23 protein-coding genes and 1 riboswitch are annotated in these 25,375 nt (G+C 36.9%); of the genes, 8 read left to right on the top strand and 15 right to left on the bottom strand.

Annotated features, from left to right (window positions below; all coding sequences use genetic code 11):
• Nucleotides 1-229: 229 nt before the first annotated feature.
• The 5 genes from H9636_RS10065 to hutP all read right to left on the bottom strand — a co-directional run bounded on the left by H9636_RS10065 (nt 230) and on the right by hutP (nt 6,298).
• Entirely contained in the window at nt 230-1,207 is a 978-nt protein-coding gene (locus H9636_RS10065) for an agmatinase family protein (protein WP_191707479.1), read from the bottom strand.
• Between the two features lies 1 nt (nt 1,208).
• Nucleotides 1,209-2,465: an imidazolonepropionase gene (gene hutI / locus H9636_RS10060; RefSeq protein WP_191707478.1), complete on the bottom strand. Its 1,257-nt coding sequence runs from the start codon at nt 2,463-2,465 to the stop codon at nt 1,209-1,211.
• Nucleotides 2,465-4,141, bottom strand: coding sequence for a urocanate hydratase (gene hutU / locus H9636_RS10055; RefSeq protein ID WP_191707477.1), 1,677 nt, complete (start codon nt 4,139-4,141; stop codon nt 2,465-2,467). Before hutU ends, hutI begins: the two co-directional genes overlap by 1 nt.
• 85 nt (nt 4,142-4,226) lie before the next feature.
• Nucleotides 4,227-5,738 (bottom strand): histidine ammonia-lyase, encoded by a 1,512-nt coding sequence (gene hutH / locus H9636_RS10050; RefSeq protein WP_191707476.1) that lies wholly within the window; start codon nt 5,736-5,738, stop codon nt 4,227-4,229.
• A 116-nt stretch (nt 5,739-5,854) separates the two neighbouring features.
• Complete coding sequence (hutP, locus tag H9636_RS10045; protein WP_191707475.1) at nt 5,855-6,298, bottom strand: hut operon transcriptional regulator HutP; 444 nt, start codon at nt 6,296-6,298, stop codon at nt 5,855-5,857.
• Between the two features lie 404 nt (nt 6,299-6,702).
• Here hutP and H9636_RS10040 point away from each other — a divergent pair, with 404 nt between their 5' ends.
• Nucleotides 6,703-7,191 carry a DUF2798 domain-containing protein gene (locus tag H9636_RS10040; protein ID WP_191707474.1) on the top strand — a complete coding sequence of 163 codons (489 nt, stop codon included), beginning with the start codon at nt 6,703-6,705 and terminating at the stop codon, nt 7,189-7,191.
• A 114-nt stretch (nt 7,192-7,305) separates the two neighbouring features.
• Here the strand turns inward: H9636_RS10040 and H9636_RS10035 are convergent, their stop codons facing one another.
• Nucleotides 7,306-8,208, bottom strand: coding sequence for a DMT family transporter (locus tag H9636_RS10035; protein WP_191707473.1), 903 nt, complete (start codon nt 8,206-8,208; stop codon nt 7,306-7,308).
• A gap of 137 nt (nt 8,209-8,345) precedes the next feature.
• Here H9636_RS10035 and H9636_RS10030 point away from each other — a divergent pair, with 137 nt between their 5' ends.
• Nucleotides 8,346-8,576 carry a DNA-binding protein gene (locus tag H9636_RS10030; RefSeq protein WP_191707472.1) on the top strand — a complete coding sequence of 77 codons (231 nt, stop codon included), beginning with the start codon at nt 8,346-8,348 and terminating at the stop codon, nt 8,574-8,576.
• A gap of 107 nt (nt 8,577-8,683) precedes the next feature.
• On the opposite strand, the gene H9636_RS10025 is transcribed toward H9636_RS10030, so the two are convergent.
• The 6 genes from H9636_RS10025 to H9636_RS10000 form a co-directional block, all read right to left on the bottom strand.
• Nucleotides 8,684-9,670: a homoserine dehydrogenase gene (locus tag H9636_RS10025; protein ID WP_191707471.1), complete on the bottom strand. Its 987-nt coding sequence runs from the start codon at nt 9,668-9,670 to the stop codon at nt 8,684-8,686.
• 399 nt (nt 9,671-10,069) lie between these two features.
• Nucleotides 10,070-10,852, bottom strand: coding sequence for a hypothetical protein (locus H9636_RS10020; RefSeq protein WP_191707470.1), 783 nt, complete (start codon nt 10,850-10,852; stop codon nt 10,070-10,072).
• Nucleotides 10,853-11,395 carry an RNA polymerase sigma factor gene (locus tag H9636_RS10015; protein ID WP_191707469.1) on the bottom strand — a complete coding sequence of 181 codons (543 nt, stop codon included), beginning with the start codon at nt 11,393-11,395 and terminating at the stop codon, nt 10,853-10,855.
• Nucleotides 11,396-11,555: 160 nt separating this feature from the next.
• Nucleotides 11,556-13,382, bottom strand: a complete 1,827-nt coding sequence (locus H9636_RS10010; RefSeq protein WP_191707468.1) for a methyl-accepting chemotaxis protein — start codon at nt 13,380-13,382, stop codon at nt 11,556-11,558.
• A gap of 345 nt (nt 13,383-13,727) precedes the next feature.
• A complete protein-coding gene (locus H9636_RS10005) occupies nt 13,728-14,117 on the bottom strand; it encodes a hypothetical protein (RefSeq protein WP_191707467.1) in 390 nt (129 codons plus the stop codon).
• A 218-nt stretch (nt 14,118-14,335) separates the two neighbouring features.
• Nucleotides 14,336-15,643 (bottom strand): O-acetylhomoserine aminocarboxypropyltransferase/cysteine synthase family protein, encoded by a 1,308-nt coding sequence (locus H9636_RS10000; RefSeq protein ID WP_191707466.1) that lies wholly within the window; start codon nt 15,641-15,643, stop codon nt 14,336-14,338.
• 112 nt (nt 15,644-15,755) lie between these two features.
• Nucleotides 15,756-15,864: riboswitch (SAM riboswitch) on the bottom strand.
• 144 nt (nt 15,865-16,008) lie between these two features.
• Between H9636_RS10000 and H9636_RS09995 the strand changes: the two genes are divergently transcribed.
• Both H9636_RS09995 and nfsA read left to right on the top strand, forming a co-directional pair.
• Nucleotides 16,009-16,638: a glycerol-3-phosphate acyltransferase gene (locus H9636_RS09995; protein WP_191707465.1), complete on the top strand. Its 630-nt coding sequence runs from the start codon at nt 16,009-16,011 to the stop codon at nt 16,636-16,638.
• A gap of 139 nt (nt 16,639-16,777) precedes the next feature.
• Nucleotides 16,778-17,512 carry an oxygen-insensitive NADPH nitroreductase gene (nfsA, locus tag H9636_RS09990; protein WP_191707464.1) on the top strand — a complete coding sequence of 245 codons (735 nt, stop codon included), beginning with the start codon at nt 16,778-16,780 and terminating at the stop codon, nt 17,510-17,512.
• Nucleotides 17,513-17,618: 106 nt separating this feature from the next.
• Here the strand turns inward: nfsA and H9636_RS09985 are convergent, their stop codons facing one another.
• Entirely contained in the window at nt 17,619-19,304 is a 1,686-nt protein-coding gene (locus H9636_RS09985) for a hypothetical protein (protein ID WP_191707463.1), read from the bottom strand.
• 74 nt (nt 19,305-19,378) lie between these two features.
• On the opposite strand from H9636_RS09985, the gene H9636_RS09980 reads away from it, so the two are divergent.
• From H9636_RS09980 to H9636_RS09965, 4 genes are all read left to right on the top strand, one after another.
• Nucleotides 19,379-20,041: a lysoplasmalogenase gene (locus H9636_RS09980; RefSeq protein WP_318241015.1), complete on the top strand. Its 663-nt coding sequence runs from the start codon at nt 19,379-19,381 to the stop codon at nt 20,039-20,041.
• Nucleotides 20,042-20,070: 29 nt separating this feature from the next.
• Nucleotides 20,071-21,300, top strand: coding sequence for a peptidase T (gene pepT, locus H9636_RS09975; RefSeq protein ID WP_191707462.1), 1,230 nt, complete (start codon nt 20,071-20,073; stop codon nt 21,298-21,300).
• 113 nt (nt 21,301-21,413) lie between these two features.
• A complete protein-coding gene (locus tag H9636_RS09970) occupies nt 21,414-22,385 on the top strand; it encodes a DMT family transporter (RefSeq protein ID WP_191707461.1) in 972 nt (323 codons plus the stop codon).
• A 375-nt stretch (nt 22,386-22,760) separates the two neighbouring features.
• Complete coding sequence (locus H9636_RS09965) at nt 22,761-23,468, top strand: Fe-S oxidoreductase (RefSeq protein WP_191707460.1); 708 nt, start codon at nt 22,761-22,763, stop codon at nt 23,466-23,468.
• A gap of 77 nt (nt 23,469-23,545) precedes the next feature.
• On the opposite strand, the gene H9636_RS09960 is transcribed toward H9636_RS09965, so the two are convergent.
• Together H9636_RS09960 and H9636_RS09955 are read right to left on the bottom strand one after the other, a co-directional pair.
• Entirely contained in the window at nt 23,546-24,235 is a 690-nt protein-coding gene (locus H9636_RS09960; protein WP_191707459.1) for an N-acetyltransferase, read from the bottom strand.
• A gap of 1 nt (nt 24,236) precedes the next feature.
• The gene (locus H9636_RS09955) at nt 24,237-25,355 is read right to left on the bottom strand and encodes a mandelate racemase/muconate lactonizing enzyme family protein (protein WP_191707458.1); all 1,119 of its coding nucleotides are present in this window, start codon (nt 25,353-25,355) and stop codon (nt 24,237-24,239) included.
• Nucleotides 25,356-25,375 lie beyond the last annotated feature (20 nt).

The following is a 25,375-nucleotide window of genomic DNA, read 5'->3' as shown; positions in this document are numbered from 1 at the left end:
AAAATTCCATAATAATACATTTATTTTAACATAAATTACCATTTTTGATAGAAGAGTGTTTGCTTTTTATTCTAAACAAGAAAAAACCCCGTTCTAATTTAAAACGGGGTAAAAGTAATATTTTTTAGATATAAGATAAGACATTTTATTCCCTCACAAACGCATCCGATTGCAGGGTAATAAAGCAATGATTTTTTGGAAAATTGCATTAGTAGTCAATAAAATACGCCTAAAGTGATTTCGTCTGTAAAACACGCCCTGTAACAAATTGTAACCATGCATATACTCCGGTCTTAACCGTTTCGGCAACTATTGAATCCTTGCTCGGATCTAAACAAACAAAATCAATATGTTTAACAGCAGGATGCTTTCCAATTTCAAGTAAACTATCAAACAATTCAATCGATGTCATACCACCCGGGGTGGATGCTGGTACACCCGGCGCAACGGCTATATCAAGTACGTCCATATCGACCGTTACGTAGATACGATCCACTTTCGCTGATAATTTCTCTAGCGCTTCTTGGATTGTATTGATAAGCCCTTGCTTCCGCGCTTGCTTTAATGTCACCATTTGAATATTGTGTAAGTTTGCATATTCGATCAACGGCTTTGCATTATAATAGCCATGTAGACCAATGTTGATGACATTCTCACCCTTGACAATATTCCCATCAATTAATTGCCTAATCGGTGTCCCGTTTGCCGGTCCTAATTCTTTCGGATCTCTCACATCTAAGTGGGTATCAAGCTGCAAGATTCCTATTGTTTCATTAAAAGCTTCCTTAATCCCACGAACCGCACATGCCGTTGTTGAATGATCACCGCCAATCATACACGTTGTTATGCTTGGATAATGCTTTGCTAAATATGTAGTTGCATCTTGAATCCGTTGATGAGACACAGGTATGTTTGTCATATGCATTGCTACATCTCCAGCATCTGCTATCAGGTAATCGGTTAAATCCACATTTTCGTCCAAATTATAAGTGGCAAATCCTTTCCATGCTCGTCGGAACTCTGACGGGTATAACGAAGCCCCTGATACACTAATGGAAGATCTCGAAATGGGTGCACCGTAGAGAATCATATTGGGTGTTTGTTTTATGTTTTTAAGCTGCTGAACCCAGTGATGTACATAAGTTGGTTGATTTTCCACTGGATGATTCCATGACCATTCAGGTTCTTGAAGCCAATACTCACTCATATTAAACCACCTTCACACCTTTTTTCCATACAGATTTCACATGGTTTACACCAAATAAATATTGAAGTTCCTGATAACTTTTCGTTTTCCATAATACGATATCCGCTTGCTTTCCAACCTCAAGAGATCCAACTTGTTCTTGCCTATTAATCGCACAAGCCGCATTATAAGTTGCTGCTGTTAACGCTTCGGCAGGAGTAAGACGCATAGAAATGCAAGCTAAATTCATAACAAGCGGCATTGATGTTGTTGGTGAAGATCCTGGATTACAGTCAGTAGAAATGGCCACTGCCACTCCCTCGTCAATCATTTTTCTTCCTAACGCTGCCTCTTCTCGTAAATACAAAGCTGTCGCAGGTAGTAGACAAGCGATTGTTCCAGACTTCGCCATTGCTTTTATACCTTCTTCTGATGCTTTTAACAAATGCTCAGCGGAAATAGCACCTACTTTTGCAGCTAACTCTGCTCCTCCATAAGGCTCGATTTCATCTGCATGGATTTTTGGGATTAACCCAAACTGTTTTCCTGCTTCTAAAATCCGCTCTGATTGTTCTGGTGTATAAACACCTTTTTCACAAAATACATCATTAAATTCTGCCAGTTTTTCCTCAGCTACAACAGGCAGCATGTTATGAATCAAATAATCGACAAATTCATCTTCCCGTCCCTTATATTCAGGTGGTACCGCATGGGCGCCCATAAAAGTCGGTACGATATCAATCATATGCTGTTCTTGCAGCCTTTTCATTACTCGTAATTGTTTAAGCTCTGTTTCTAAATTCATCCCGTAACCACTTTTTCCTTCAACGGTAGTTACGCCATGGGCTAAAAAGGAGTCGAGACGGCGGGTTGTTTGCTCAATTAGTTCATCTTCTGTTGCCTCTCTTGTCATGCGTGTTGTTGCATGGATGCCCCCTCCAGCATTCATAATATCCATATAAGTTGCACCTTGAAGACGCATTTCAAATTCACGTTCACGACTTCCCCCATAAACAACATGTGTATGGGGGTCTACTAATCCTGGAGTGACTAAATGGTTCATCGCATTCACAATTTCTGCTTCATGAAGCCTTTCGGAATAACGTTTTTCAAGTTCTTCTGTTGTCCCTACAGCTTGAATAATTCCATCCTCAATCCACAAGCTACCGTCCTCGATTACACCTAGATCAGACATCCCTTCTTTTGTACGCGGACCCTTTACATCTGAAGCAAGTGTCGCTAATTGAGCTGCATGCTTAATCCAGATAGGTTTTGTCATTACTGATCAGCCCCTTTATCAAGCATCGGCATCTTGATTCCATTTTCACGTGCTGTTTTCTTTGCAAGATCATAACCGGCATCAGCATGACGCACAACACCCATACCTGGATCTGTAGTCAACACTCGCTCAATACGTCTCTCAGCTTCTTTTGTACCATCTGCAACAATAACTACACCTGCATGTAATGAGTAGCCCATTCCTACACCACCACCGTGATGTACGGAAACCCAAGTAGCACCGCCTACTGCATTTAGCATTGCATTTAAAATTGGCCAATCTGCCACAACATCTGACCCGTCTTTCATCGCTTCAGTTTCACGATTTGGTGATGCAACAGAACCAGAATCTAAGTGGTCACGACCAATTACAACTGGCGCTTTTAGTTCACCACTTGCAACCATATCATTAATGATTTTTCCGAAGCGAGCACGTTCACCATAACCTAACCAACAAATTCTTGAAGGAAGGCCTTGGAACTGTATTTTTTCTTGTGCCATACGAATCCAATTACATAAATGCTTGTTCTCACTAAACTCACGTAAAATGGCTTGGTCTGTTTTATAAATATCTTCCGGATCTCCTGATAACGCTACCCAACGGAATGGTCCTTTACCTTCACAAAATTGCGGACGAATATAGGCTGGAACAAATCCTGGGAAATCAAATGCATTTTCTACACCTTCATCTTTCGCAACTTGACGAATATTGTTACCGTAATCAAAGGTGATTGCTCCTTTATCCATCATTTCAAGCATTGCTTTTACATGGGTTGCCATCGAAGCTTTCGATAGTTTCACATATTTTTCTGGGTTCGAGCTTCGTAAATCAGCCGCTTCCTCTAGCGTCATTCCTGATGGAACATAACCGTTTAGCGGGTCATGAGCGGATGTTTGATCTGTTAATGCATCCGGGATAAAGTTTCTCGCAATCATTTCAGGGAGGATTTCTGAAGCGTTACCTAACAAACCGATTGATAATGCTTTCCCCTCTTTTTTTGCTTGTTCAGCCAACTGAATCGCTTCATCTAAGTTATACGCTTTTACATCTGTATAGCGTGTTTCAATTCGGCGGTCAATTCTTGTTTCATCCACTTCAATGGCTATACATACACCGCCATTCATTGTTACCGCTAGTGGCTGTGCACCACCCATTCCACCTAAACCTGCAGTAACTGTAATAGTACCTTTAAGTGTATTGTTGAAATGCTGCTTCGCTAACTCGGCAAAAGTTTCATACGTTCCTTGGACGATTCCTTGCGATCCAATATATATCCAACTACCTGCTGTCATTTGACCATACATCATTAAGCCTTTTTTATCTAACTCATGGAATGTTTCCCAATTTGCATATGCTGGTACAATGTTTGAGTTCGCAAGAAGAACACGCGGTGCATCCGTATGCGTTTTAAAAATCGCCACAGGTTTACCAGATTGTACAAGTAATGTTTCATCATTTTCTAATTCTTTCAGTGATTGCACAATCGCATCAAAAGATTCCCAGTTACGCGCAGCCTTTCCGATTCCACCATACACAACTAAATCCTCTGGTCGTTCTGCCACGTCTGAATCTAAATTATTCATTAACATACGAAGCACTGCCTCTTGTTGCCAGCCTTTTGTATTTAGCTTTTCACCTCTAAAACGAATTATTTTGTTGTTTAATGTCTCTTTCATATTATTCCCTCCTAATAGTGGTCTTGGTAACTTTTCTTTGCATTGAATTTATAGCCTTCACTCAATCAAGCTAGTTAATTGTTTCCTATATGAATGCTTCACTTCTTTTAAATTGAAAGGTTCCATTCTTTAACCAGTCATTCATCACTTCGATATCCTTAGAAAACACTCGATCTTCATTAATATATGAAACGATTTTTCTAGCATTCTCTAAAAATTCACGTGTAGCAAAAGCCATCTTATCTTTCCCACGGAATTCTGCAGCCTGCAAACCGCAAATAGCTTCAATTGCTAATACTCGACGTGTATTTGTAATAACTTGATATGCATGTCGTGCTCCGATTGTCCCCATACTTACATGATCCTCTTGATTCGCTGAAGAAGGGATAGAATCAACACTTGCCGGATGTGCCAATGTTTTATTTTCAGATACTAGTGATGCTGCAACATATTGCATAATCATTGCCCCTGATTGTAAGCCCGGTTCAGGACTTAAAAACGGTGGTAAATCATTTAATTGTGGATTTACAAGTCGTTCTATACGGCGTTCTGATATATTGGCTAGTTCTGCTATAGCAATTGCTAAAAAATCCATCGCAAATGCAATCGGTTGACCATGGAAATTACCACCAGATAATACCTTTTCACCGTTATCAAAAATTAACGGATTATCGGTTGCAGCATTCATCTCGATTTCCAATTTTTCTTTCACATAGTTTAATGTCTGCCATGTAGCCCCATGTACTTGTGGAATACAACGGATGGAATAGGCATCTTGTACACGAAGTTCACCCTGTTTTGTTATTAAAGAACTATTTGACAAGTAACCACGAATACGCTCGGCAACCTCTACTTGCTCTCTATAACCACGTGCTAAATGAATGTCCTCGTCAAATGCATCAATTATTCCTCTTAATCCTTCTATAGTAATGGATGCAATTAGTTCCGTTTGGTAAGCTAATTTTTCTGCTTCCAAGTATGCGACAACACCCATTGCTGTCATTGCCTGTGTACCATTGATAAGGGCTAAACCTTCTTTGGCTGTTAAAGTAATTGGGAGAATCGCTTCTTTCTTTAATGCATGAATGGCAGGTGTTCGCTCTCCTTTATAAAAGACTTCTCCTTCACCAATTAACACTAATGCTAAATGTGAAAGTGGCGCTAAATCTCCACTAGCACCTAGTGATCCTTGTTGGGGAATGACCGGATGAATCCCCGCATTTAATAACTCTAGTAATCTTTCAATAACAACTGGACGTACACCAGAAAAGCCTTTTAATAATGCATTTGCACGAAGGAGAATCATCGCTCGTGATACAATCTCTGGAAAGGGCTCTCCAACGCCACAAGCGTGGGAACGAATTAAATTGAGTTGTAGCGCTTCAACATCCTCCTTTGCTATCAGTACATCACTAAATTTTCCAAACCCAGTAGTAATACCGTAAACTATTCGCTCTTCGGAAACGATTTTCTCAACTGCTTTTCGGCTTTCCTGTACTTTTCTCATGCTCTCCTCAGAATAAACAACTTTTTCTCCTTCGAATAAAACCTTTCGTACGTCTGAAAAAGTAAGTGTTTGACCATTTAATGTAACCATCAATTTTTCTCCCTTCAATTTAAATAAATGCTCAATAGAAAAGGGGGCTATATCAAAGAAATCACTAAAAATGATTTCAAGATATAGCCCCCTATTAACTAAATACTATGGGCAATTTATATGTGATTAATACCTAAACCAATTGTTTCATGCTCAGAGCCTTTAACCGGTGCTCCAATTGTTCCATATAAGGAAACAGCAACCCAGTCTCCTTCTTGCTCATCTTCATATGGATTTCCACGTAAGACAGCAAAGGATAAACCGACTGTTCTTAGTACAGAACCTATTTGCACTTGACCTCTCGTTATCCCATTCAACGCTTCAATAATCGCATGATATAATGCGTGTGATTCACGATAAAGGTCCGGATTTATAACTCCATTTTTCTTAGCCGCTGTTTCAATTGCAGCAACTACCTTATGTGTATCCATCGCTCCTACTTTTCCCGTACAACTCTTCCAATTCAACTGCTTGAGCATTGCTAAATGTTCATTTGAATCCTCAGAAAGTAAAAGTAAGATAGCGTGTTTACCAATACGGCGATCTTTACTTAATGCCATATTAACAACTCTTTTCATTTTTCAAAGTTACGATAGAATCTTTTAATTGTTCTAATGTCTAATAACTAGTTTCATTGTAAGCGCTTCATAAGAAAATGTCAAATAAGTTTTAGAAAATTTAAAAAGTTGGATTGTTGTACAGCCTGCTTTTATTTTGCGGTCCCAATAAGTTCCCTCTGTAGAATGAGTAACGAATACATCTTGGGAAAATGCCTTGAGTATTTAAACATTCTAAAAAATGAGTTACTCCTAGCTTATTGACTATTGAAACTCCTTCAACTACGAAGTTGTCTTTTATTCTAAAAAAACTTTTTGAGCGTCACAAAATAGACCTAATTTTTTACTTACGAGGGAAAACTCAAATCACTATAATACTACTAGTAAACAGAAAGGAGTGTTGACTTATGCCAACAACTAAAAAAGAGAGTCTTTATTTTGGGTTGATTATGTGTTTTGGAATGGTACTCGTAATGACCATATATAATTTATACCTTAATGGCATGTTTGGAAAAATTACGTTTTTAGAAGGAATATCGGATTTTCTAATCGGGTTTACTATTGCCTTCATTCTTGATCTATATTTAGTAGGTCCCTTTGCTAAAAAAATCGCCTTAAGACTAACTGCCAATTCATCAAAAAAAATCTATACTGTCCTAGCCATTTCAACTTGTATGGTAATCGGGATGGCATTTTTCATGTCCATATACGGATTAGTCACAACCTATATCCACAATGGCTTTACGTCCAACTCAATTATAACGGAGTATTTCACTTTATTTGGTAAAAACTTCATTATGGCGCTACCTTTACAAATCGTTGTCATGGGACCAATCGTACGTTTACTATTTGTGAAATTTATTCAACCAAAAGCCATTCAAAATAATTTAGTATAGATATCAAAGCACAAACTTATTAATTTTCTATATGCCAAATTATAAGTAAGAAACCGTTGTGAAATTGTCACAACCGGTTTCTTTTATATTTACTAAGCTATGCACTTCTCACTTTTAACTCTCTGTAATCTCAAGCTCTTTACTTACAGGTGCGCCACTATTCGATTTCCGCCCTCCAACTGTTAATACAACAATACCTCCTAGTAAAAGCACCACCCCAAACCAAGATGTCGGACTTAAATATTCATTTACTAAGAAGACACCGAGTAATGCTGCTGTTAAAGGTTCTGCTAAAGATAACGTTACGGCAGAGGAAGAGCTTATTTTCTCTAATCCTGCTAAAAATAAAATATAAGCGATACTCGTTGCCGCTAAGCCCATAAAGAGCATCGGTATTAAATTTTGTGAGGAAAATACCCATTTGACACCGTCTTGTGAAAAAGGCACTAACATTAAAGAACAAATTGTAAAAGTCATAGCGACGGCTGGGAGAGTCTCTTCCCGTTCTGTTAACTGCTTACTACAGTTCGTATAAAGGGCAAACATTAGACCGGCACATAATGCAAGTAAAATACCGATTGGATGTACGGTCGCTTCTCCTCTATTCACAAATAATAAAATACATCCTACTACTGCCAGGGATGTGGCAATGCCCCAAAGTCGATTCGGCTTTCTCTTCCAAATCACCCATTCTACTATTCCCGAAAATACTGGCGAACTACCAATCGTCACAACCGTTCCAAGGGCAACACCAGTAAATCGAACAGAAGTAAAAAATAACGATTGGAATAATGCAATGGTAAGAGCAGCTAGTATGGTCCATTTCCACGACCAGTTTCGAAATTTTATTTTTCTCATGAACACGAGAATAATGAGCAGAATTCCTCCCCCAATCGCCGACCGTACAGACGCAACCGCAATAGAAGATACCCCATTTTCGAGGAACGTTTGAGTTGTCCCTACCGTCCCCCAAAGCATTGCAGCTAGTAAGACAAATATGTATGGCAAAACATTCAAAACTTACACCCCTTTGATACATATTTATTTAACTTTACTATTCTTTCGATTTTATTAGGAATATGATTAGACACTGTCCGTAAATAGTGCTTTCCTTTAAAATTATATATAATACGATTAGAAGGAGGTCATCATACATGTATAAAACTGTTGCTGAGACAGCGAAAGACATCTCGATGCCAGAGGAACAAGTTCTTCGCTACATCTATGCTGGCCGAATAAAAGCGGTGCATGACGGAGAACAATTCCTCATAAACAGCGCCCAGTTCGACACTTATTATGAGCAATTAGAACGTATTAAAGAAGAAATCGAAATTTGGCGTAATACCCCAATACCCGAAGATCCAGATATTAAAGATGAAGATTGATCGATAAAACGCTTTAAAAAGTAGTTTCATAATTTTGTTCATCCGATTGTTTCCTTTTTAATAAAAAAACATCTTGAGGAGTTCTTTTAACGCCCCAAGATGTTTTTTTAAATCGATACGACAAAACCTGCGCGTTTGCCAATAATTTCGGCATAATCTTCTACCATGACGCTCGCCGTCGGATACATTCCTGCACCTGGTCCAATTAAAGTCAACGTTCCAATATAGTTCGTTTCCATCGTCACTGCATTAAAAACATCATCAATTGGATAGAGAGGATGTTCTTTATCTACTAACATCGGTGCAACTTTCGCATATATCGTACCATCCGGGTATTTTTCTACTTCTGCAACATGGCGGTAACGAAGTCCTTGTTCACTGGCTTCTGCAACTTGGTTAGAAGTAATACAATCAATTCCGATTACCTCTACATCCGCCCAATTCGGTTGTTCCCCAAAGGCTAAAGAACTTAAAATCATGAGCTTTTTAAAGGCATCTTGACCTGAAATATCATTATATGGATCCGCCTCAGCATAGCCTAATGCTTGGGCTTCCCTTAAAGCGTCGTCAAAGGATAAACCTTCAGAACGCATTTTTGTTAAAATAAAATTCGTCGTACCATTTAAAATTCCTTGTATACTTGATACTTCATTGACTAATAAAATATTTTTCATCGTTTTAATAACTGGTACGCCGCCAGCCGTTGTCGCTTCATAACCGACAAATACACCGTTCTGTTTTGCTAATTCTTGCAATTCAAGGCCTCGCTTAGCAAACATGACTTTATTGGCCGTAATGACATGACATTTGTTTTCTACAGCCTTTTTTAAATATGTAAATGCAGGTTCTTCATTCACAATCGCTTCAAATACGACTTGAATTCCTTTAACGGAAAGAACATCGTCGATACTATCAGTTAATAGGTGGGCTGTTCCTGGCACCCGTTCTTTTGATGGATCACGTACTAATATTTTCGCTACTTCTAATTCTAATCCTAATTTGTCACGAAGCTCTTCACGTTTTTCATTTAAAACATGAAATATTCCTTGACCTACTGTGCCAAAACCTAAGATGGCAGCCTTTATTGTTGCCATTCTATTCTCGCCTCCATCTTCACTGTACATCTAAATCATTGGCGTTTTTTCGAGCTTAAAGGTTACGGAAAAAATGTTCAAAAAACTTATCCATCCTTTAAAATTACCCCGACTTATCACCTAGATACGCAATTCGATAGTTTTCTATTGACTCTTTAAACTAATGTTTCTACTTTTGTTAAAAACAAACAATTCGAAAAATTTAACATAAGAAAATTTTATCTTATATTGAAAAGGAACTCAAGAGAATTCTCCCCAAGATGGACAATTGTTTTTCCAAGAAGGTCAAATAATAAAATATGCCTTTAACTATTTTCCAAGTATAGGGATTTCCTAAAGATAAATAAATAGGTATCTCTTTCATTAGAGATACCTATTTATTATTATAACATAGTTTTATTATTCTTCGACAATTTGGAACTCTTCTAACATATGATAAAATCTTGCCCCATGCCCCTCTGAAGCTTCGAGGAAATATTTTAAATCAAATACAAAGCTTCCTTCCCGCCCATTTGATATTATATATACTTTATTCACTTTACTATTCCATTCGTTACCGTCAATGGCTGATACTAAAAATCCACTAACCGGTTCTGTTACTGTTTCTATTTCTTTAACCGTTTCAAAGGAAGTTCCAAGTTGCTCTACATATTCATTTACTAGCTGTTCTGGCGTTTTGTCTACAATTTGAGAAATGGTCATAGATACTTCCGGATATTTATCTTCTAGCGGTACTTTCGGAACAATTTTATCGACGTCTTGCTCTTGGATAAGTTGATACCTTTCTTCATCTATATAAATAATATAATCAACCCTATCTTGTAGAATGACTTCACTTTGTTCCTGATCTCCTTCAATTTCAGTTATCACTTCTTTTTTTGGCTCGAAATATTGTTTTAGTTGTTCCACAAATGCCTGACCTGTATTTGTTGTGAAAATGCCAAAGACGAAAGCTACTATCGCTGCCGTAGCAACTAAAACAACTAAACGTCCTGTTGATTTTTTCTCTCGTTGTTTCACTTCTCTCTCCCCTTTATTCTTCGTTGCACGCACAATGTTGTTTTCTTGTAAACTTATTTGGGATTCGATATACTTCCAAATTTCTTCTTTTTCATTTACTACGTCATCTGTATGTCCTTTTAACGTTTCATATAGATTCCGTTCCATTTTTTTATCGTCCATTTACATCCCCCCCTTTTCCGAGTTAAGGAAGCGTTTAAGTTTTTGTTTACCTTTTAATAATCGTGATTTGATCGTGTTTAAATTTTCGTTCATAATTTCAGCAATTTCTTGTTCTTTAAATCCATTCAAATATTTCAAAATGATTGGTATTCGATTATGGTATTCCAACTTCTGAATAGCATCATATAAATTTTCATATTCAACATAACGATTCATTTCATCCTTTACACGATTGTCTTGATTCATTATTCCAACCCGATCTCCTATGCTAATGACATTGGCGTTTCGTTTTAAAATCCGATTGCACTCATTCAAAAGAATTTTATAGAACCATGGTTTAAAAGGTTTAGAGGAATCGTATAAATGAATATTTTTGTACACTCGTATAAATGTTTCTTGTACAGCATCCTTCGCATAAAAATGATTATTATTCATCACAATTGTTGCCGCTCGAATCGCATAATCAAAATAAAGATCATATATACTTCGAAAGGCACTAGCATCACCCTTTTGAAACTGATGTACAATTTCCGCTTCCTTCATTTTTCACACCCTTTCTCTTTCTTGCATTGCATTTACTCTAAATACCTTTAATACTTTCAAATAGTTTTCACTTATAAAATTGTTTTTCTTTTTTATTAATGAGAATTTTACCGCTAGCATGAAAAAAACCTGCAACAAGATCGTTACAGGTTTTAATCCATTAATATTTAAATTGTTGAATGACTTTTTGTAAGTCTTCCGCCATAATCGATAATTCATCGGCAGATGCAGAAATTTCTTGCATGGACGCCAATTGTTCTTCTGTTGAAGCAGAGATATTTTGTACACCAGCTAAATTTTCATTCGTTAAGTTTTGAACGGTTGTTGTAGAAGCTGCTACAAGTTTAGATTGATTGGACATACGATGTGTAGCTGTCGTAACTTCTTCAATCTCATGCGTTACTTCTCCAACATTATCACGAATCGTGTTAAATTTCTCTCCAGCTTCATTCATCACAGAAATTCCTTTTACAACTTCTTCTGTACCAGTTGCCATTGTTTTTACTGCTTCATTCGTTTCCTTTTGGATTTGATTAATAATATCCGCGATTTGATTCGTTGCATTCGCTGATTGTTCAGCTAATTTCCGTACTTCATCTGCAACAACAGCAAACCCTTTTCCTGCTTCCCCTGCCCGAGCTGCCTCAATAGCAGCATTAAGTGCTAATAAGTTTGTTTGATCGGCAATTTGATTAATTGTTTCTACAATTTGGCCTATTTCATCGGAACGTTTTCCTAAATTTTCTACGGATGCCCCAATCGTATGAACCGTTTCATTAATAACTTGCATTTGTTGAATTGCTTTATTTATCGTTTCGTCGCCAACTTCTACTTCATTTAATGCATGCTTCGCCTTAGTATTGGCATTATCGGCCTTTGTAGAAATCATTTGAATATTGTGCTTCATTTCTACAATTGCTTCAGTACTATCGGATACTGCTACGGATTGCTGTTCAGCTCCACTTGCAAACTGCTGGATTGATTCGACAATTTGCCCTGTTGCTCTTTGATTTTCTTCCGTACTTGCCGTCAACTCTTCCGAAGAAGCTGCTAGCGTACTAGATTGCTCACTCACTTTTTGAATGACCGATTGTAATGAATCGACCATCTTGTTAAAGACTGCAGCTAAAACACCAAATTCATCTTTATTTTTAATGTGAATTTTATTGCGTAAATCACCTTCTCCAATTTTCTCAGCCGCTTCCCCTAATAATCGAAGTGGTGTTAAAATGGAGCGAATAATTGGAAGTCCAATTGCCAATCCAACAATAATCGCTACAACTAATACAATAATATTTAAGATTAAAATATCATGAGTAGATTTAGCTATATCATCCATCATTAATGTACCGACGACATACCAGCCTGTTAATGGATTTTGTTCATAAAAAATTGTTTTTAATGTACCGTTATCATTTAATGTGAAACTTCCACTCGTACCGGACATTTTTTTAACAAATTGTTCACTCGCCTTAGTTCCATTTTCAATCGTTGGATCTGCTAAATAATTTTGTTTTGCATCCATTAAGGAAGCAAAACCTGTATCACCGATATGTACTGAGCTAATTAATTCTGTAATCGCCCCTAAGTTAATATCTATAGAAATTACACCTGAACCATCTTTTAATGTAGCAGAAACAGACATCATTAATGCTCCGCTAGAAGATGAAATATATGGATCAATAATTACTGGACGATCCGGTTTATCCACCGCAGCTAAATACCACGGACGAGAAAATGGATCGAAATCGTCATCAAAATCAAAAAACGGTTCACGCATAAATTCTCTTCCTTGTTGTGCAACTGCTACCGATTCAATGGACGGTTCCACCGTATTATACTGTTTTAATTCTTGTAGAATTTCTTCTTCTGTCCAATCTATTGTAAATAAATTACTATAATATTCCGCTTGATCAACAATCGGTTGAATTTCCTTTGAAATTAATGTATTAAGTAAGTCAGCTTCCCTTTGAGCAGTACTACTCAATGCACTTAAGACAATATCCCAATGGAAACACTTGGAACAAATAATATAAACGCAAAGGCTAATAATAAACGTTTCTTAACAGTAAAACCTTTAATATGTCCTTTTCTTTTTTTCATTAGTTCTCATATCCTTTACTAAACGTCCCACAAACAGTACAAATATACTATCAATATAGAACTTTTTTATTATAATAAAAGGATACTTTATATCTACTATTAATGTAAATAGTTGGACAATTATCGGAAAATTCCAATTAGTATCAAAAAATTACTTATCACCTAGTTTTCCCCTAATAAAAAAAGCCAGCACAAATGTGCTGACTTTTTATTGTTAAATGGGAATTGATTAAGATACTTTTTTCAAAATGCTTTTATAATACTTATTTATAACGAGATTCATAAGTAACTTTTCTTCAGCTGTAAGAGGCGGTACACCAATTGTACGGTATACAAGTTGAAATTGACCGTATTCTAAATACCATTCTTTTGCAGGCAAATCTAAATGTAGTTGGCCAAACTCTTTATACGTATTATAAACTTCATTTATTATATATGGTTTTTCAGTAAAATTCGCCTTCTCCTCTGAAAATGCACTATGTCCGAATCGCTCATTCCAAACTGACTCTACTTCTGCCAATAAAAACTGCAATACATCGGCATTAACAAATTGTTTTCGTTCATTTAGTTCATATATAAAATAAGCTGCAACATTTTGAGCACTATAAATATTTCCCATTTAACAACACTCCTTTTATCGAAAATTACGATTCACGTTGTGAAAACATAAGGAATAACTTGTAACGATTCTTATTAAACCAAGTATAATAAGTAATTCACTCAATGTCAATAAAACAAATAAAGTTACTTGGTTTTAAAAATCAAACGTAATGCATGACATGAATAGTGAAAACGACTTTCACTAATGAATGCGAATTGTCGTTTTCACTGTAACTTTTAAAACGCGGTGTTTGTTTCTGTTACACCTTCAACTGCTTTTGTTAAAGCTTGATCTAAATCTGCAATAATATCTTCAACAGCTTCTAAACCGACTGATAAGCGAATGAGCTCCTCTGAAACGCCGGCAACTTTCAACTCTTCAGGTGACAATTGTTGGTGAGTAGTTGAAGCCGGGTGAATAATTAATGATTTTGCATCCCCCACGTTTGCTACATGGGAGAAGAGTTGAACATGATCAATCACTTTACTTCCTACTTCTCGTCCATCTTTAATGCCAAATGTAAGCATTGATCCGTAGCCGTTTTTCAAATATTTCTTCGCTAATGAATGCGATGGGAAGTTTTCTTTACCAGGGTAGTTTACATACTCCACGAATGAGTGGTTTTCAAGATATTCTGCAACTTTTAATGCATTTTCTCCATGTTTGGTATAACGCAAATGAAGCGTTTCTAAACCTTGTAGGAAGTTAAATGCACTGTCAGCACTTAATGTTGGACCAAAGTCACGTAATAATTGAACACGAAGCTTTGTGGCAAATGCAGCCGTAGCCGTGTCAATTCCATAACGTAAACCATGGTAAGACTCATCTGGCTCTGTGAATCCTGGGAATCGACCTTGTGTCCAATCGAATTTACCAGCATCAACAACAACGCCTCCGATTGTCGTTCCATGACCACCAATCCATTTTGTCGCTGAATGGACAACAACATCCGCGCCAAACTCAATTGGGTTACATCCGTATGGGGATGGGAATGTGTTATCAATGATTAACGGAAGACCATGCGCATGAGCAATTTCCGCTATTCTCTCAATATCTAAAATGTTTAAACTAGGGTTCCCAACTGTTTCTGCATAAATGGCCTTTGTTTTATCTGTAATAGCAGCCTCAAAATTTTCTGGGTCTCTTTCGTCAACAAAAGTTGTTGTAATTCCATAACGTGGTAAAGTATTGGCGAATAAATTGTACGTGCCACCGTATAATGAACCAGCTGAAACGATTTCATCTCCTGTACCTGCTATGTTTAAAATCGAAAAGGCAATGGCAGCAGCACCGGATGATAAAGCAACAGCTGCAGTTCCCCCTTCAAGTAGAGCAACACGTTGCTCAAAAACATCCACTGTAGGATTCATAATACGTGAATAAATGTTGCCTGGTTGTTCTAGTGCGAACAATTGGCGGGCATGCTCCGTATTTTCAAAAGCATAGGCCGTAGTTCGATAAATTGGTACTGCGATTGCTCCTGTAACAGGGTCTGGTTTTTGACCACCATGAAGCAATTGGGTTTCCGGACGTTGTTGTGACATGTTTCTTCCTCCTAATATAGTATCGATGGACGATCTTAGTATGAGGAGGACCTTTTGGAAAAACAAAAAGCCCTCTTCAAAAGAAGAGGGCTGCAAGCTGCAATTTTTCCTCCCCTTATCTTTCAGATCTAATCAAAATCTGTAGGAATTAGCACCTTTGCGTATTCACGCTGGTTGCTGGGCATCGTAGGGCCTAGTCCCTCCGCCTCTCTGGATAAAGGTATTTGATTCATGTTCCATCGTTGAATTTACTATAAATCATAGTGATTTACTTGTCAATAATCTTTTTTAATTTTTCGAAACTTCTTATAGAATCATAGAGTATACTATAAATATATCTTTTATTTGAAAGGAGCCTTTTGTTTTTGTTATATCCCATCATTATTGTCCTTATATTTGGTTATTTAATTGGATGTTTACACGGATCCAACGTGGCTAAACTTTTATCGGGTGTGAACTTAAAAGAAGTTGGCCATGGCAATGCAGGAGCATCAAACGCAACTTTATCTCTAGGATGGAAATATGGAGTTCTTGTTGCTTTAATAGATATCGGAAAAGGCGTCTTGGCAATCATTTTGCTTCGAGTCATACTATCAAATTTTACAAATTTTTCGAGTGACCAAATTTCGATTTTACTTTATACAATCGGAGCTGCTGTTATACTCGGTCACAACTTCCCAGTTCATATGAAGTTTCGAGGTGGGAAAGGGACAGCATCCCTTATCGGTATTTTCATCGGACTCGATTGGAAATTCGGTTTAATCGCTGTCCTTGCCCTTGTAGTTGCTTCCCTACTTACAAACTACTTAATTATAGGTGTATTTGTTCTATACATCTTTTTTGGTGTAACTGCGCTATTAATTGAACCGACCATTTGGCCATTTTTAATAGCACTAACCCTATTCCTTATCGCCGTAACTCTCCATGTGGAAAATGTTAAGCGATTACGCATAGGATCAGAACCAAAAATTACATCCGCCTTTAAGAAAAGCTAAAGTAATACAAAGGAACCTTTATAAGCGAAGGTTCCCCTTTTGTAAATCATGTCAAAATATACTAATATAGCCCTAAAGAGTATTTTCTCTTTAGGCTATTTTTATGAGGAAGTACACATTGGAAGGGGAGGAAAAGGAAATGTCAGCAAAAGATTTATTACGTAGTCACTCATCTGTTCGAAAATATACAGGTGAACAAATACCGAAAGAGACTGTAATCGACTTAATTCAAACTGCACAAATGGCCGCGAGCTCACATTTTGTACAAGCATATAGCGTCATCTGGGTGACAGATGCAGACAAGAAACAAAAGCTGGGCGAACTTTCGAAAAATGATTTTCAATTTAAAACGGCAGGGGCAGCATTTTTATTCTGCGTAGATTTTAAACGCCTACAAGTTGCTGGACAAAAACATGGAGTCGACATTATTGCAGACAGTGCTGAAAACGTATTAGTCGGTGTAGCCGATGTTGGCATTTTTGCCCAAAACTTTGTCATTGCTGCTGAAGATGCAGGTTATGGCATTTGTTATATTGGTGGTGCTAGAAACAATCCAAAAGAAATTAGTGAATTATTCAATTTACCGGAATTTGTTTTCCCATTGTTTGCAATGACGATTGGGACACCTACGAAGCGTAACGAAACAAAACCACGTCTTCCGGTTGAAGCAGTTTTACATGAAAATGATTATAACGTAGAAAAATACGATACGTTACTTGATGAGTACGACACAACAATGGAAAACTATTATGGAAGCCGTAGCTCTAATCAAAAAATGTCTAACTGGACAAAACAAATGGCTGATTTCTTAGTTGAACAAAGAAGACCGTTCATTAAAGAATTTTTAGCTTCAAAAGGATTCAATTGGAAATAATCATAACCTATTTCAAAAGGGCTGACAGTTCACTGTCGGCCCTTTTTTATTACCCTATCTTGAATAAAAAAACCTGACAGATTAAAAGGAATCTGTCAAGTTAAGACTATGGTGCAGCGATTCCTTCAATGACCATTTCTTTTACAGGAAGGAATAATTCACCCGTTGCATAATAAGTAATCGCAACTTTATCCCCTTCTTGTAAATAGATAACTAAAGGAACATTTTGCGTACTAACTGTAAAGTTTTGGCCAGAATTTAGTAAGAACGAAACGACTGTATAATCGCCGATACGTTCTTTATAAACACGAACTACTTGCCCAGATATTGTCGCTTCTTCGGAATTAGACGTTCCATCTACCGTACCTCCACCACGATTAAGGGCATTTTTATATTGCTTCAATGCATCATTCGGTGTCGTACCATATGCGGAAATTTCAGGATTCGCTGCTGATACGATAAAGTAGTTTTGTAAAAATCCATTCGAGTCTAATACCGGTGCTAACCAACTTGCTTCACCATAAAAGTTATATAAGATTGGCATTTCACCTTGCCACTCTTTTTCAATAAACTTTTTCTCAATAATATCTAAAGCCCCTTGGGAATCCATGTACGATTCTTCCAAATTACCTGTAAAGTAAGTAGACTCACCTGTACGGGCATTCGTTAATGAATAACCTAACATCGAATCTACCCCTTCTTTCGGGCTTGTAAAGTCAGTGAAATAATACATTTCTCCATTTTCATTGAAAACTGGGCTTACATTTGCTTCTGTTCCTTCATCAGAAGGTATTTTCACGTCCTTTTTACCAAAGACGCTATTCCAAAAACCATGAATGTATTTACCAAAATAACTATTTTGAAGACTGACCGATTCAGGAGACACTGCGCCATCGATGAATTCAGGTACTTCATCTAATGATAATACTTCTGAATCCCCTGTTTCTGCATCAACCATGACAATTCCCTTTACATCAAATCCATTTCGGCCAGAGACGAACTCACCATAGGAACGAATATAGAATGGTTTCCCATCATCATCCACTTCCAGTTGGGGTTCTCCATAAAAAATTAAAGTTGGATTTTCAAGGCGCATATGACGTTCTAAATTATGATTTAAAAAGGCAGATGGTACATAAGTCATTTCCGATTTTACAAACTTCGGATTATCTGTTGAATCCGTTGCGCTCATCGTGAAATAACCTGGTGTTGTTTTGCCGTTATACCATTTGAAAAAACCAGAGAATTCAACTGGTGCAATATAGACATATTCACCGTTTACTTTTTGAATTTGTAAATTTCCTAATTGGTAGTAACTTGTATTTGGAACTTGCCCAAAGGCTTTTTTCATCTTATTTTCTGCAAACTTTGGCGGTACACTTGCAGGAGTTTGTGTTTCATCGAACGGTTCAATTTCAACCTGTTCTTCCATTTTCGCAGATTCATATTTTTCATTTGCATTCCAAAGAGGAGCAGATAATAAATAGCCTAATAAGATTAAACTTCCTAAAAAAACAAATCCTTTAAAGGTTTGTTCAACTCCAGTCGATAAAACACTTCCTATTAACGCTAAAATTGGTAGTATATAGACAAAGATAGTCCAGTGTAAATCAATTTTCGTTATATACAATATCGCTAAACAGATTATAAAACTTGCAATTAATACACTGATTAACGTTTTAACTAATTGCTGAGTCGTTAATTGTCCTTTATAAATCTTTTTGGAAAGCGGGACAATGAGAATCGTTGCAATCAAAGCAGCTATTAACGCCAAAATGAGAGTCTGTGTCAATAGAATCACCCTTTCTTATATATCTCCTTTACGGAATAGCCTTGTAAATAGTTTCATAAATAATTAAAAAGGGAGTGATCTATATCGCATTACATAACTGGTTCATCGGTTTATTTGTTGTTTTCGGGTTCTATTACGTCTTTTTATTAGAAACCATTAGCGACTCTTTTATAATGGTTTTTAAATTAATACCAATGGTTTTAGTCATTGGATTGGCGTACTTATTGAAAGGGGAAAATATCATCCCTTATAAAACATTCATAGTTATTGCCCTTATTTTTTGTGCTATTGGGGATTATACGTTGCAATGGTTTATTATTGGTCTTATTAGTTTTTTAATTGGTCATGTTTTTTATATTCGAGCTTTCCTTACAACGAAAGAAGTGGCTACTCCTTTATGGGCAAAAGTCGTCCTTATCGTATATGGGGTGGTTATGTTGATTTGGATTGGCGGAACTTTAGTTCAGAAGAATGAGCTAATTTTAGCGTGCGCAGTAGCAATTTATATGTTCGTCATTTTAACGATGGGGTGGACATCCTTTAGAGCAGGCTCTAAATATGCTGTAGCTGGAGCGGTATTATTTATTATTTCTGATTCTATTTTGGCTATTAACAAGTTTGTTATAAACGTAGATTTTTCCCATCAGCTAATTATGCTAACTTACTATAGTGCACAATTATTAATGGCTTTAAGTATTCCAAATTATTCCGCAATTCGAAGCAAAGTGATACAATAGAAGCACTAAACAATGAGGGGGATTTATCCATGAAAGAAACAGTCATTGAACGCTTAATTCGCTACGCTAAAATTGATACACAATCAGATCCAGAAAGCGCTACAACACCGTCTACAGAAAAACAATTTGATTTATTGAATTTATTAAAAGATGAACTAGCGGAAATCGGACTAACAGAAATCACATTAGACGAAAACGGTTATTTATTTGCCACTTTACCAGCTAATACGGACAAAGACATTCCAACAATCGGTTTTTTGGCACACGTTGATACGTCACCCGATTTTTCAGGCACAAACGTAAATCCTCAACGTATCGATAATTATGATGGTGGAGATATTCGATTAAATGATGAACTTACAATGTCTCCTAGTTACTTCCCAAATTTAAAAAACTATGTCGGTCAAACATTGATTACAACGGATGGTACGACCCTTCTAGGAGCAGATGACAAAGCTGGTATTGTTGAAATTATGACAGCCATGGAGTACTTAGTACAACATCCTGAAATTAAGCACGGCAAAATACGTGTTGCTTTTACACCTGATGAAGAAATCGGCCGTGGACCCCATAAATTTGATGTAAAAGCCTTTGGTGCAGATTATGCTTATACAATGGATGGTGGCCCTCTAGGCGAACTTCAATATGAAAGCTTTAATGCGGCTGGCGTTAAAGTAACAACTCGTGGCACTAGTGTCCATCCAGGATCAGCAAAAAATAAAATGGTAAATGCGATTACATTAGCCATTCAATTCCAAAATTCTATGCCAAAAGACAGCGTTCCTGAAAAAACAGAAGGCTATGAAGGTTTTATTCATTTAATGAGCTTCAACGGTCATATTGAAGAAGCGAAACTTTCTTATATTATTCGTGATCACGACCGTGAAAAGTTCGAAGCGAAAAAGGCTCATTTCCTAGAAGTTGAACAAATGGTAAAAAACAAGTACGGCGAAGATGCTATCACTGTTGAAATTGAAGATCAATACTATAACATGCGTGAAAAAATAGAGCCTGTTAAAGAAATCGTTGACATCGCTTATAAAGCAATGGAAAATTTAAATATCGAACCAATTATTGAACCTGTTCGTGGTGGTACAGATGGTTCTCAATTATCCTTTATGGGTCTCCCAACTCCAAACATCTTTGCAGGTGGAGAGAATATGCATGGTAAATTTGAATTTGTATCCGCAGAAACAATGGAAAAGGCAACAAGAGTGATTTTGGAAATTATCCGACTATATGAAGCGCAAGGAAAATAATATGTATGACGAAGTAAGATTTTGTATCTTACTTCGTATTTTTATCCGTATAATAGTTGGAAAATTCAGTTTACATACTTCACCAAATCTTGAATAGGAAGTAGGTTTTTCAATTGAAAGAAATTGCTTTAGGCATACTAGCTGCGCTATTCTTCGCCGTTACGTTTGTCTTAAACCACTCAATGGAATTAGAAGGTGGTAGCTGGCTTTGGAGTTCTTCATTGCGTTACTTCTTCATGCTTCCCTTCCTTTTAGTTATCGTACTTTCACGAAAAGGATGGAAACCACTTACATCAGAAATGAAGTCTCAGCCATCTAAATGGTTGCTTTGGAGTTTCGTAGGATTTGGATTATTTTACGCCCCCCTTACTTATGCGGCTTCCTTCGGACCTGGCTGGCTCGTTTCTGGAACATGGCAATTTACAATTGTGGCGGGTGTTTTATTAGCTCCCCTATTTATTACAATTATAGATGGAGTGAGTGTACGCCAAAGAATACCGATTCTATCTTTAGTTATTTCTTTTGTAATTTTAATAGGGATATTCTTAATTCAAATACCTCAAGCACAAACTTTATCATTTAAAACCTTTTTACTCGGTATTTTACCGGTCGTAATTGCTGCTTTTGCTTATCCTTTAGGGAATCGAAAGATGATGGAAGTATGCGGAGGACGACTCGATACGTATCAACGTGTTCTCGGTATGACCATTGCCTCTTTACCGATATGGATTCTTCTTGCAATCTATGCCCTAATGACGGTCGGGCTCCCTTCTGGAAATCAAGTTTTTCAATCTTTGATAGTCGGAATTAGTTCCGGAGTAATCGCAACAACTTTGTTCTTTATTGCAACGGACCGTTCTCGAGAGGATCAAGGGAAATTAGCTGCTGTTGAAGCAACCCAATCAACTGAAGTTCTATTTGCTATTATGGGGGAAATGCTTTTATTAGGAATTCCTTTACCAGCCCCAATTGCATTAATAGGAATCATCGTTATTATCGTCGGAATGTTACTACATAGCTATCACACAATGCTCGTTGCCAAAAAATCGACAATAAAAGAAAAAGAGGCCGAGCTTCAAAGTTGAAGCCGACCTTATAAATTGTCCCAACGTTCTAATTAGGGGGGAGAACGTTAGAATAGTTTACTGGAGAAAAGCTTATTACAGTTAAGTAATAAGTTTTTGTTTATACGATAATGATAATCATTTTCAATTAAAATGTCAACATTTTTACCAATTTTTTTTAAAATTGTTATAACAATCCCCAATAATTAGCCTTTTCCTAACGGAATTCGTCAGTATATTAAAATAACTAAGGAAAATAATTTCCTTGGATTTCTTTAATAGACGAAAAAAGGCGCTTTACTGTTCCATCTACTTACTAAGGGTTTCTCAACATACTTATAATTTCATCAGCAGTGATGAAAATGTTATAGTTAATGTAAAAAGAAGGTGAAAGAAATGCCTGCCCTTACGTATGAACAAATACGTGTTTTGAACTCTTTTAGTATTTTTACCGAAGATCCTGAACGGCCATTATTTACATTAGAAAATTTACATAGAGATTTTTATTTAACCGATTTTAGAAATTTAATGATGGGCATTACCCAAGCAAGTACGGAAGCTGCTGCCATTTCGCACTTTGGAAGACGATTTGGAATGTTCATTGCTACCCAATTTCACATGCTAGCGATGTATGATGAAATATGGGATGGAAAAAGGGAAGATATTCGATATAGCCTTATAAATGAGTATGGTGTCAATACGCTCGGAACTTTCATCACCCCTAATGATTTCCGATATGTGGAGGAAGATGAGCGAGAATATGTCATTGGAAAATTATTATACCAATGCCATGAAGTCATTCAGCAATTACGGAAAACGACTTCGATTTCCCCGTTAACTTTATGGGAGAATATTTTTGGATACATGTTGTGGAATTATTATGAACTACTAGAAAATCCGTTACTTGCTGATCGTGCCTTTGAGGATCTAGAAATTTTAGAGGATACAAAAGTATGGCAACGTTTTTCAACAAAATCTTGGTTTTATCAATATACAGAGGGGAAAAATCCGGCCCAATTAGTAAATAGACCTTTACGAAAAAGCTGTTGTTTTTCAAAGGATGTTCCTGGCTTATTACGTTGCGAGTTTTGCCCAATGAAATAACGATTAAAAAGCGCATGCGTGCTGTTCCTCTCAGCATACATGCGCTTTTCTATATATAAATTGACCCTTGTCCTTTACTATCTTTTCTTCTTATATATAACTACCCAATCATTCCCTAAAGGTTTCATCTCAACACCTATAAAACCTTCCTGTAATAACCTTTGTTGACTTTCTACATCACCCATCGAGATCGTTACCGGTTCATCTTCATAGTTTGGTTCCTCACGTAAGTCTAACGCAAAAACATAACGCAATTTCCCACCATAAATATATTTTAAAGAAACAATATAAAAACCTTGAGCAAATTTATCTTTTAAACTTGCTATATTATAGGGCATAACGGTCGCTGCTAAATAATCATATTGATTCATATCAATTTGTCTCATAATCACTTTCGCTAATGTTTTTTGTAATCCATACCCACGGTAATCTGGGTGGACATTGGATATTTCTTGATAAAGAACACGTTTTAAATCGGACTCTTTTACTAGTCCAATATCATATCCTAAATGTTCTTCATCAATTTTCGGAGCTACTACTCCACGAAATGCGATTAATTTCTCCCCAACGAATGTACCGATGAGTAACCCATCACCTTTTAGCATTACTAAAAATTCCTCTTCAGATAATGGTTGTAAAATGTCTTTATTAGGTAACGCTTCATAAACAACCTCTTGCAAAGCAAGTACTTTTGGTAAATCGCTTTTATTTAGTATTTTTACATAGTAAGACTGTTCGTCCAATATGCCTTCATAAATTGTATTCACCCTACTCACCTACTTTATCCGAATGTTGGGTAAGTTGAGCAAGTACTGCTTCATTCACCTCTACACCTAAACCAGGACGTTCGTTTAATTGGATAAATGGAATGATATAGCTTTCTTTTAAATCGCCTAAATCTTGAGAGAATTTAACAGGACCCGTTAACTCCACACTTTTTATAATTTTTTTTGAGAAGGCTACATGGAATCCCGCTGCTGAGCCAATCGAAGATTCAACCATTGACCCAATTTGACATTCTATCCCTGCCATCTCCGCCATATTGGCAAGTTTCATTGCAGGATAGATACCTCCGCACTTCATTAACTTAATATTAATTTTATCGGCTGCCCGCTTCGCAATAATTTCTCGCATGTCATTCATATCGCGAATTCCTTCATCGATCATAACAGGCACGGTAGATTTTGCTTTTATTTCAACCATAGCATCGATGTCGTCCTGTAAAACAGGTTGCTCTAACCAATCAATTCCTAACGACTCTAAATGACGTATTGCTTGAAGGGTATTGGCGCTATTTACCCAACCTTGGTTCACATCTACGCGAATCGCGATTTCTTCTCCGACGCGTTTACGAACCGCTTTAATTCGCTTTACATCACCAGCAACGTCCACGCCAACTTTCATTTTAAATGACTGATAACCTTCTTTCACCTTTTCCTCGGCTTCATCCGCCATTTTTTCTGAATCATCAATGCTTAATACATGGGTTACTGGGAACTTTTCATGATAGCGTCCACCTAACAATTGATAAACAGGAACCCCTATTTTTTTTCCTACAACATCAAAGCACGCAATATCGATGGCCGCTTTAGCAGCTGGTGCTTTGTGTACTTTTTTATCCATCAATTCGTGGATTCTTTCAAATTCCATTGGATTTTGTCCAATCATAGATGGAGCCAATGTATTTTTCAACATGGCATAAGTAGACTCGGGAGTTTCCCCCGTAATATGTTCATCTGGAACACACTCTCCCCAACCTACAAGACCACACTCGGTCGTCATTTTTACGATAATTGATTGGATATGAGGATAAGTAGCGTAACTAATAATAAACGGTTTAATTAAAGGTAAATTTACTGCAAAAATTTCAATTTGTTTAATTTTCATTAACTTAAACTTCCTTTTGT

The sequence above is a fragment of the Ureibacillus galli genome, from assembly GCF_014836845.1.
GTDB lineage: Bacteria > Bacillota > Bacilli > Bacillales_A > Planococcaceae > Ureibacillus > Ureibacillus galli.
The sequence above is the reverse complement of the archived record's forward strand: the minus strand, read 5'-3'. Positions and strand labels throughout refer to the sequence as shown.

Excerpts from the sequence above, each read along its gene's own strand:
- pepT (WP_191707462.1), top strand. The coding sequence starts at position 20,071 with ATGAAAGAAACAGTCATTGAACGCTTAATTCGCTACGCTAAAATTGAT.
- H9636_RS10020 (WP_191707470.1), bottom strand. The coding sequence starts at position 10,852 with ATGGACGATAAAAAAATGGAACGGAATCTATATGAAACGTTAAAAGGA.
- H9636_RS10030 (WP_191707472.1), top strand. The coding sequence starts at position 8,346 with ATGTATAAAACTGTTGCTGAGACAGCGAAAGACATCTCGATGCCAGAG.
- H9636_RS10000 (WP_191707466.1), bottom strand. The coding sequence starts at position 15,643 with ATGTCACAACAACGTCCGGAAACCCAATTGCTTCATGGTGGTCAAAAA.
- H9636_RS09965 (WP_191707460.1), top strand. The coding sequence starts at position 22,761 with ATGCCTGCCCTTACGTATGAACAAATACGTGTTTTGAACTCTTTTAGT.
- H9636_RS10015 (WP_191707469.1), bottom strand. The coding sequence starts at position 11,395 with ATGAAGGAAGCGGAAATTGTACATCAGTTTCAAAAGGGTGATGCTAGT.
- hutP (WP_191707475.1), bottom strand. The coding sequence starts at position 6,298 with ATGGCATTAAGTAAAGATCGCCGTATTGGTAAACACGCTATCTTACTT.
- nfsA (WP_191707464.1), top strand. The coding sequence starts at position 16,778 with ATGTCAGCAAAAGATTTATTACGTAGTCACTCATCTGTTCGAAAATAT.
- hutU (WP_191707477.1), bottom strand. The coding sequence starts at position 4,141 with ATGAAAGAGACATTAAACAACAAAATAATTCGTTTTAGAGGTGAAAAG.
- H9636_RS10005 (WP_191707467.1), bottom strand. The coding sequence starts at position 14,117 with ATGGGAAATATTTATAGTGCTCAAAATGTTGCAGCTTATTTTATATAT.
- hutI (WP_191707478.1), bottom strand. The coding sequence starts at position 2,465 with ATGACAAAACCTATCTGGATTAAGCATGCAGCTCAATTAGCGACACTT.
- H9636_RS10025 (WP_191707471.1), bottom strand. The coding sequence starts at position 9,670 with ATGGCAACAATAAAGGCTGCCATCTTAGGTTTTGGCACAGTAGGTCAA.
- H9636_RS09955 (WP_191707458.1), bottom strand. The coding sequence starts at position 25,355 with ATGAAAATTAAACAAATTGAAATTTTTGCAGTAAATTTACCTTTAATT.
- H9636_RS10040 (WP_191707474.1), top strand. The coding sequence starts at position 6,703 with ATGCCAACAACTAAAAAAGAGAGTCTTTATTTTGGGTTGATTATGTGT.
- H9636_RS10065 (WP_191707479.1), bottom strand. The coding sequence starts at position 1,207 with ATGAGTGAGTATTGGCTTCAAGAACCTGAATGGTCATGGAATCATCCA.
- hutH (WP_191707476.1), bottom strand. The coding sequence starts at position 5,738 with ATGGTTACATTAAATGGTCAAACACTTACTTTTTCAGACGTACGAAAG.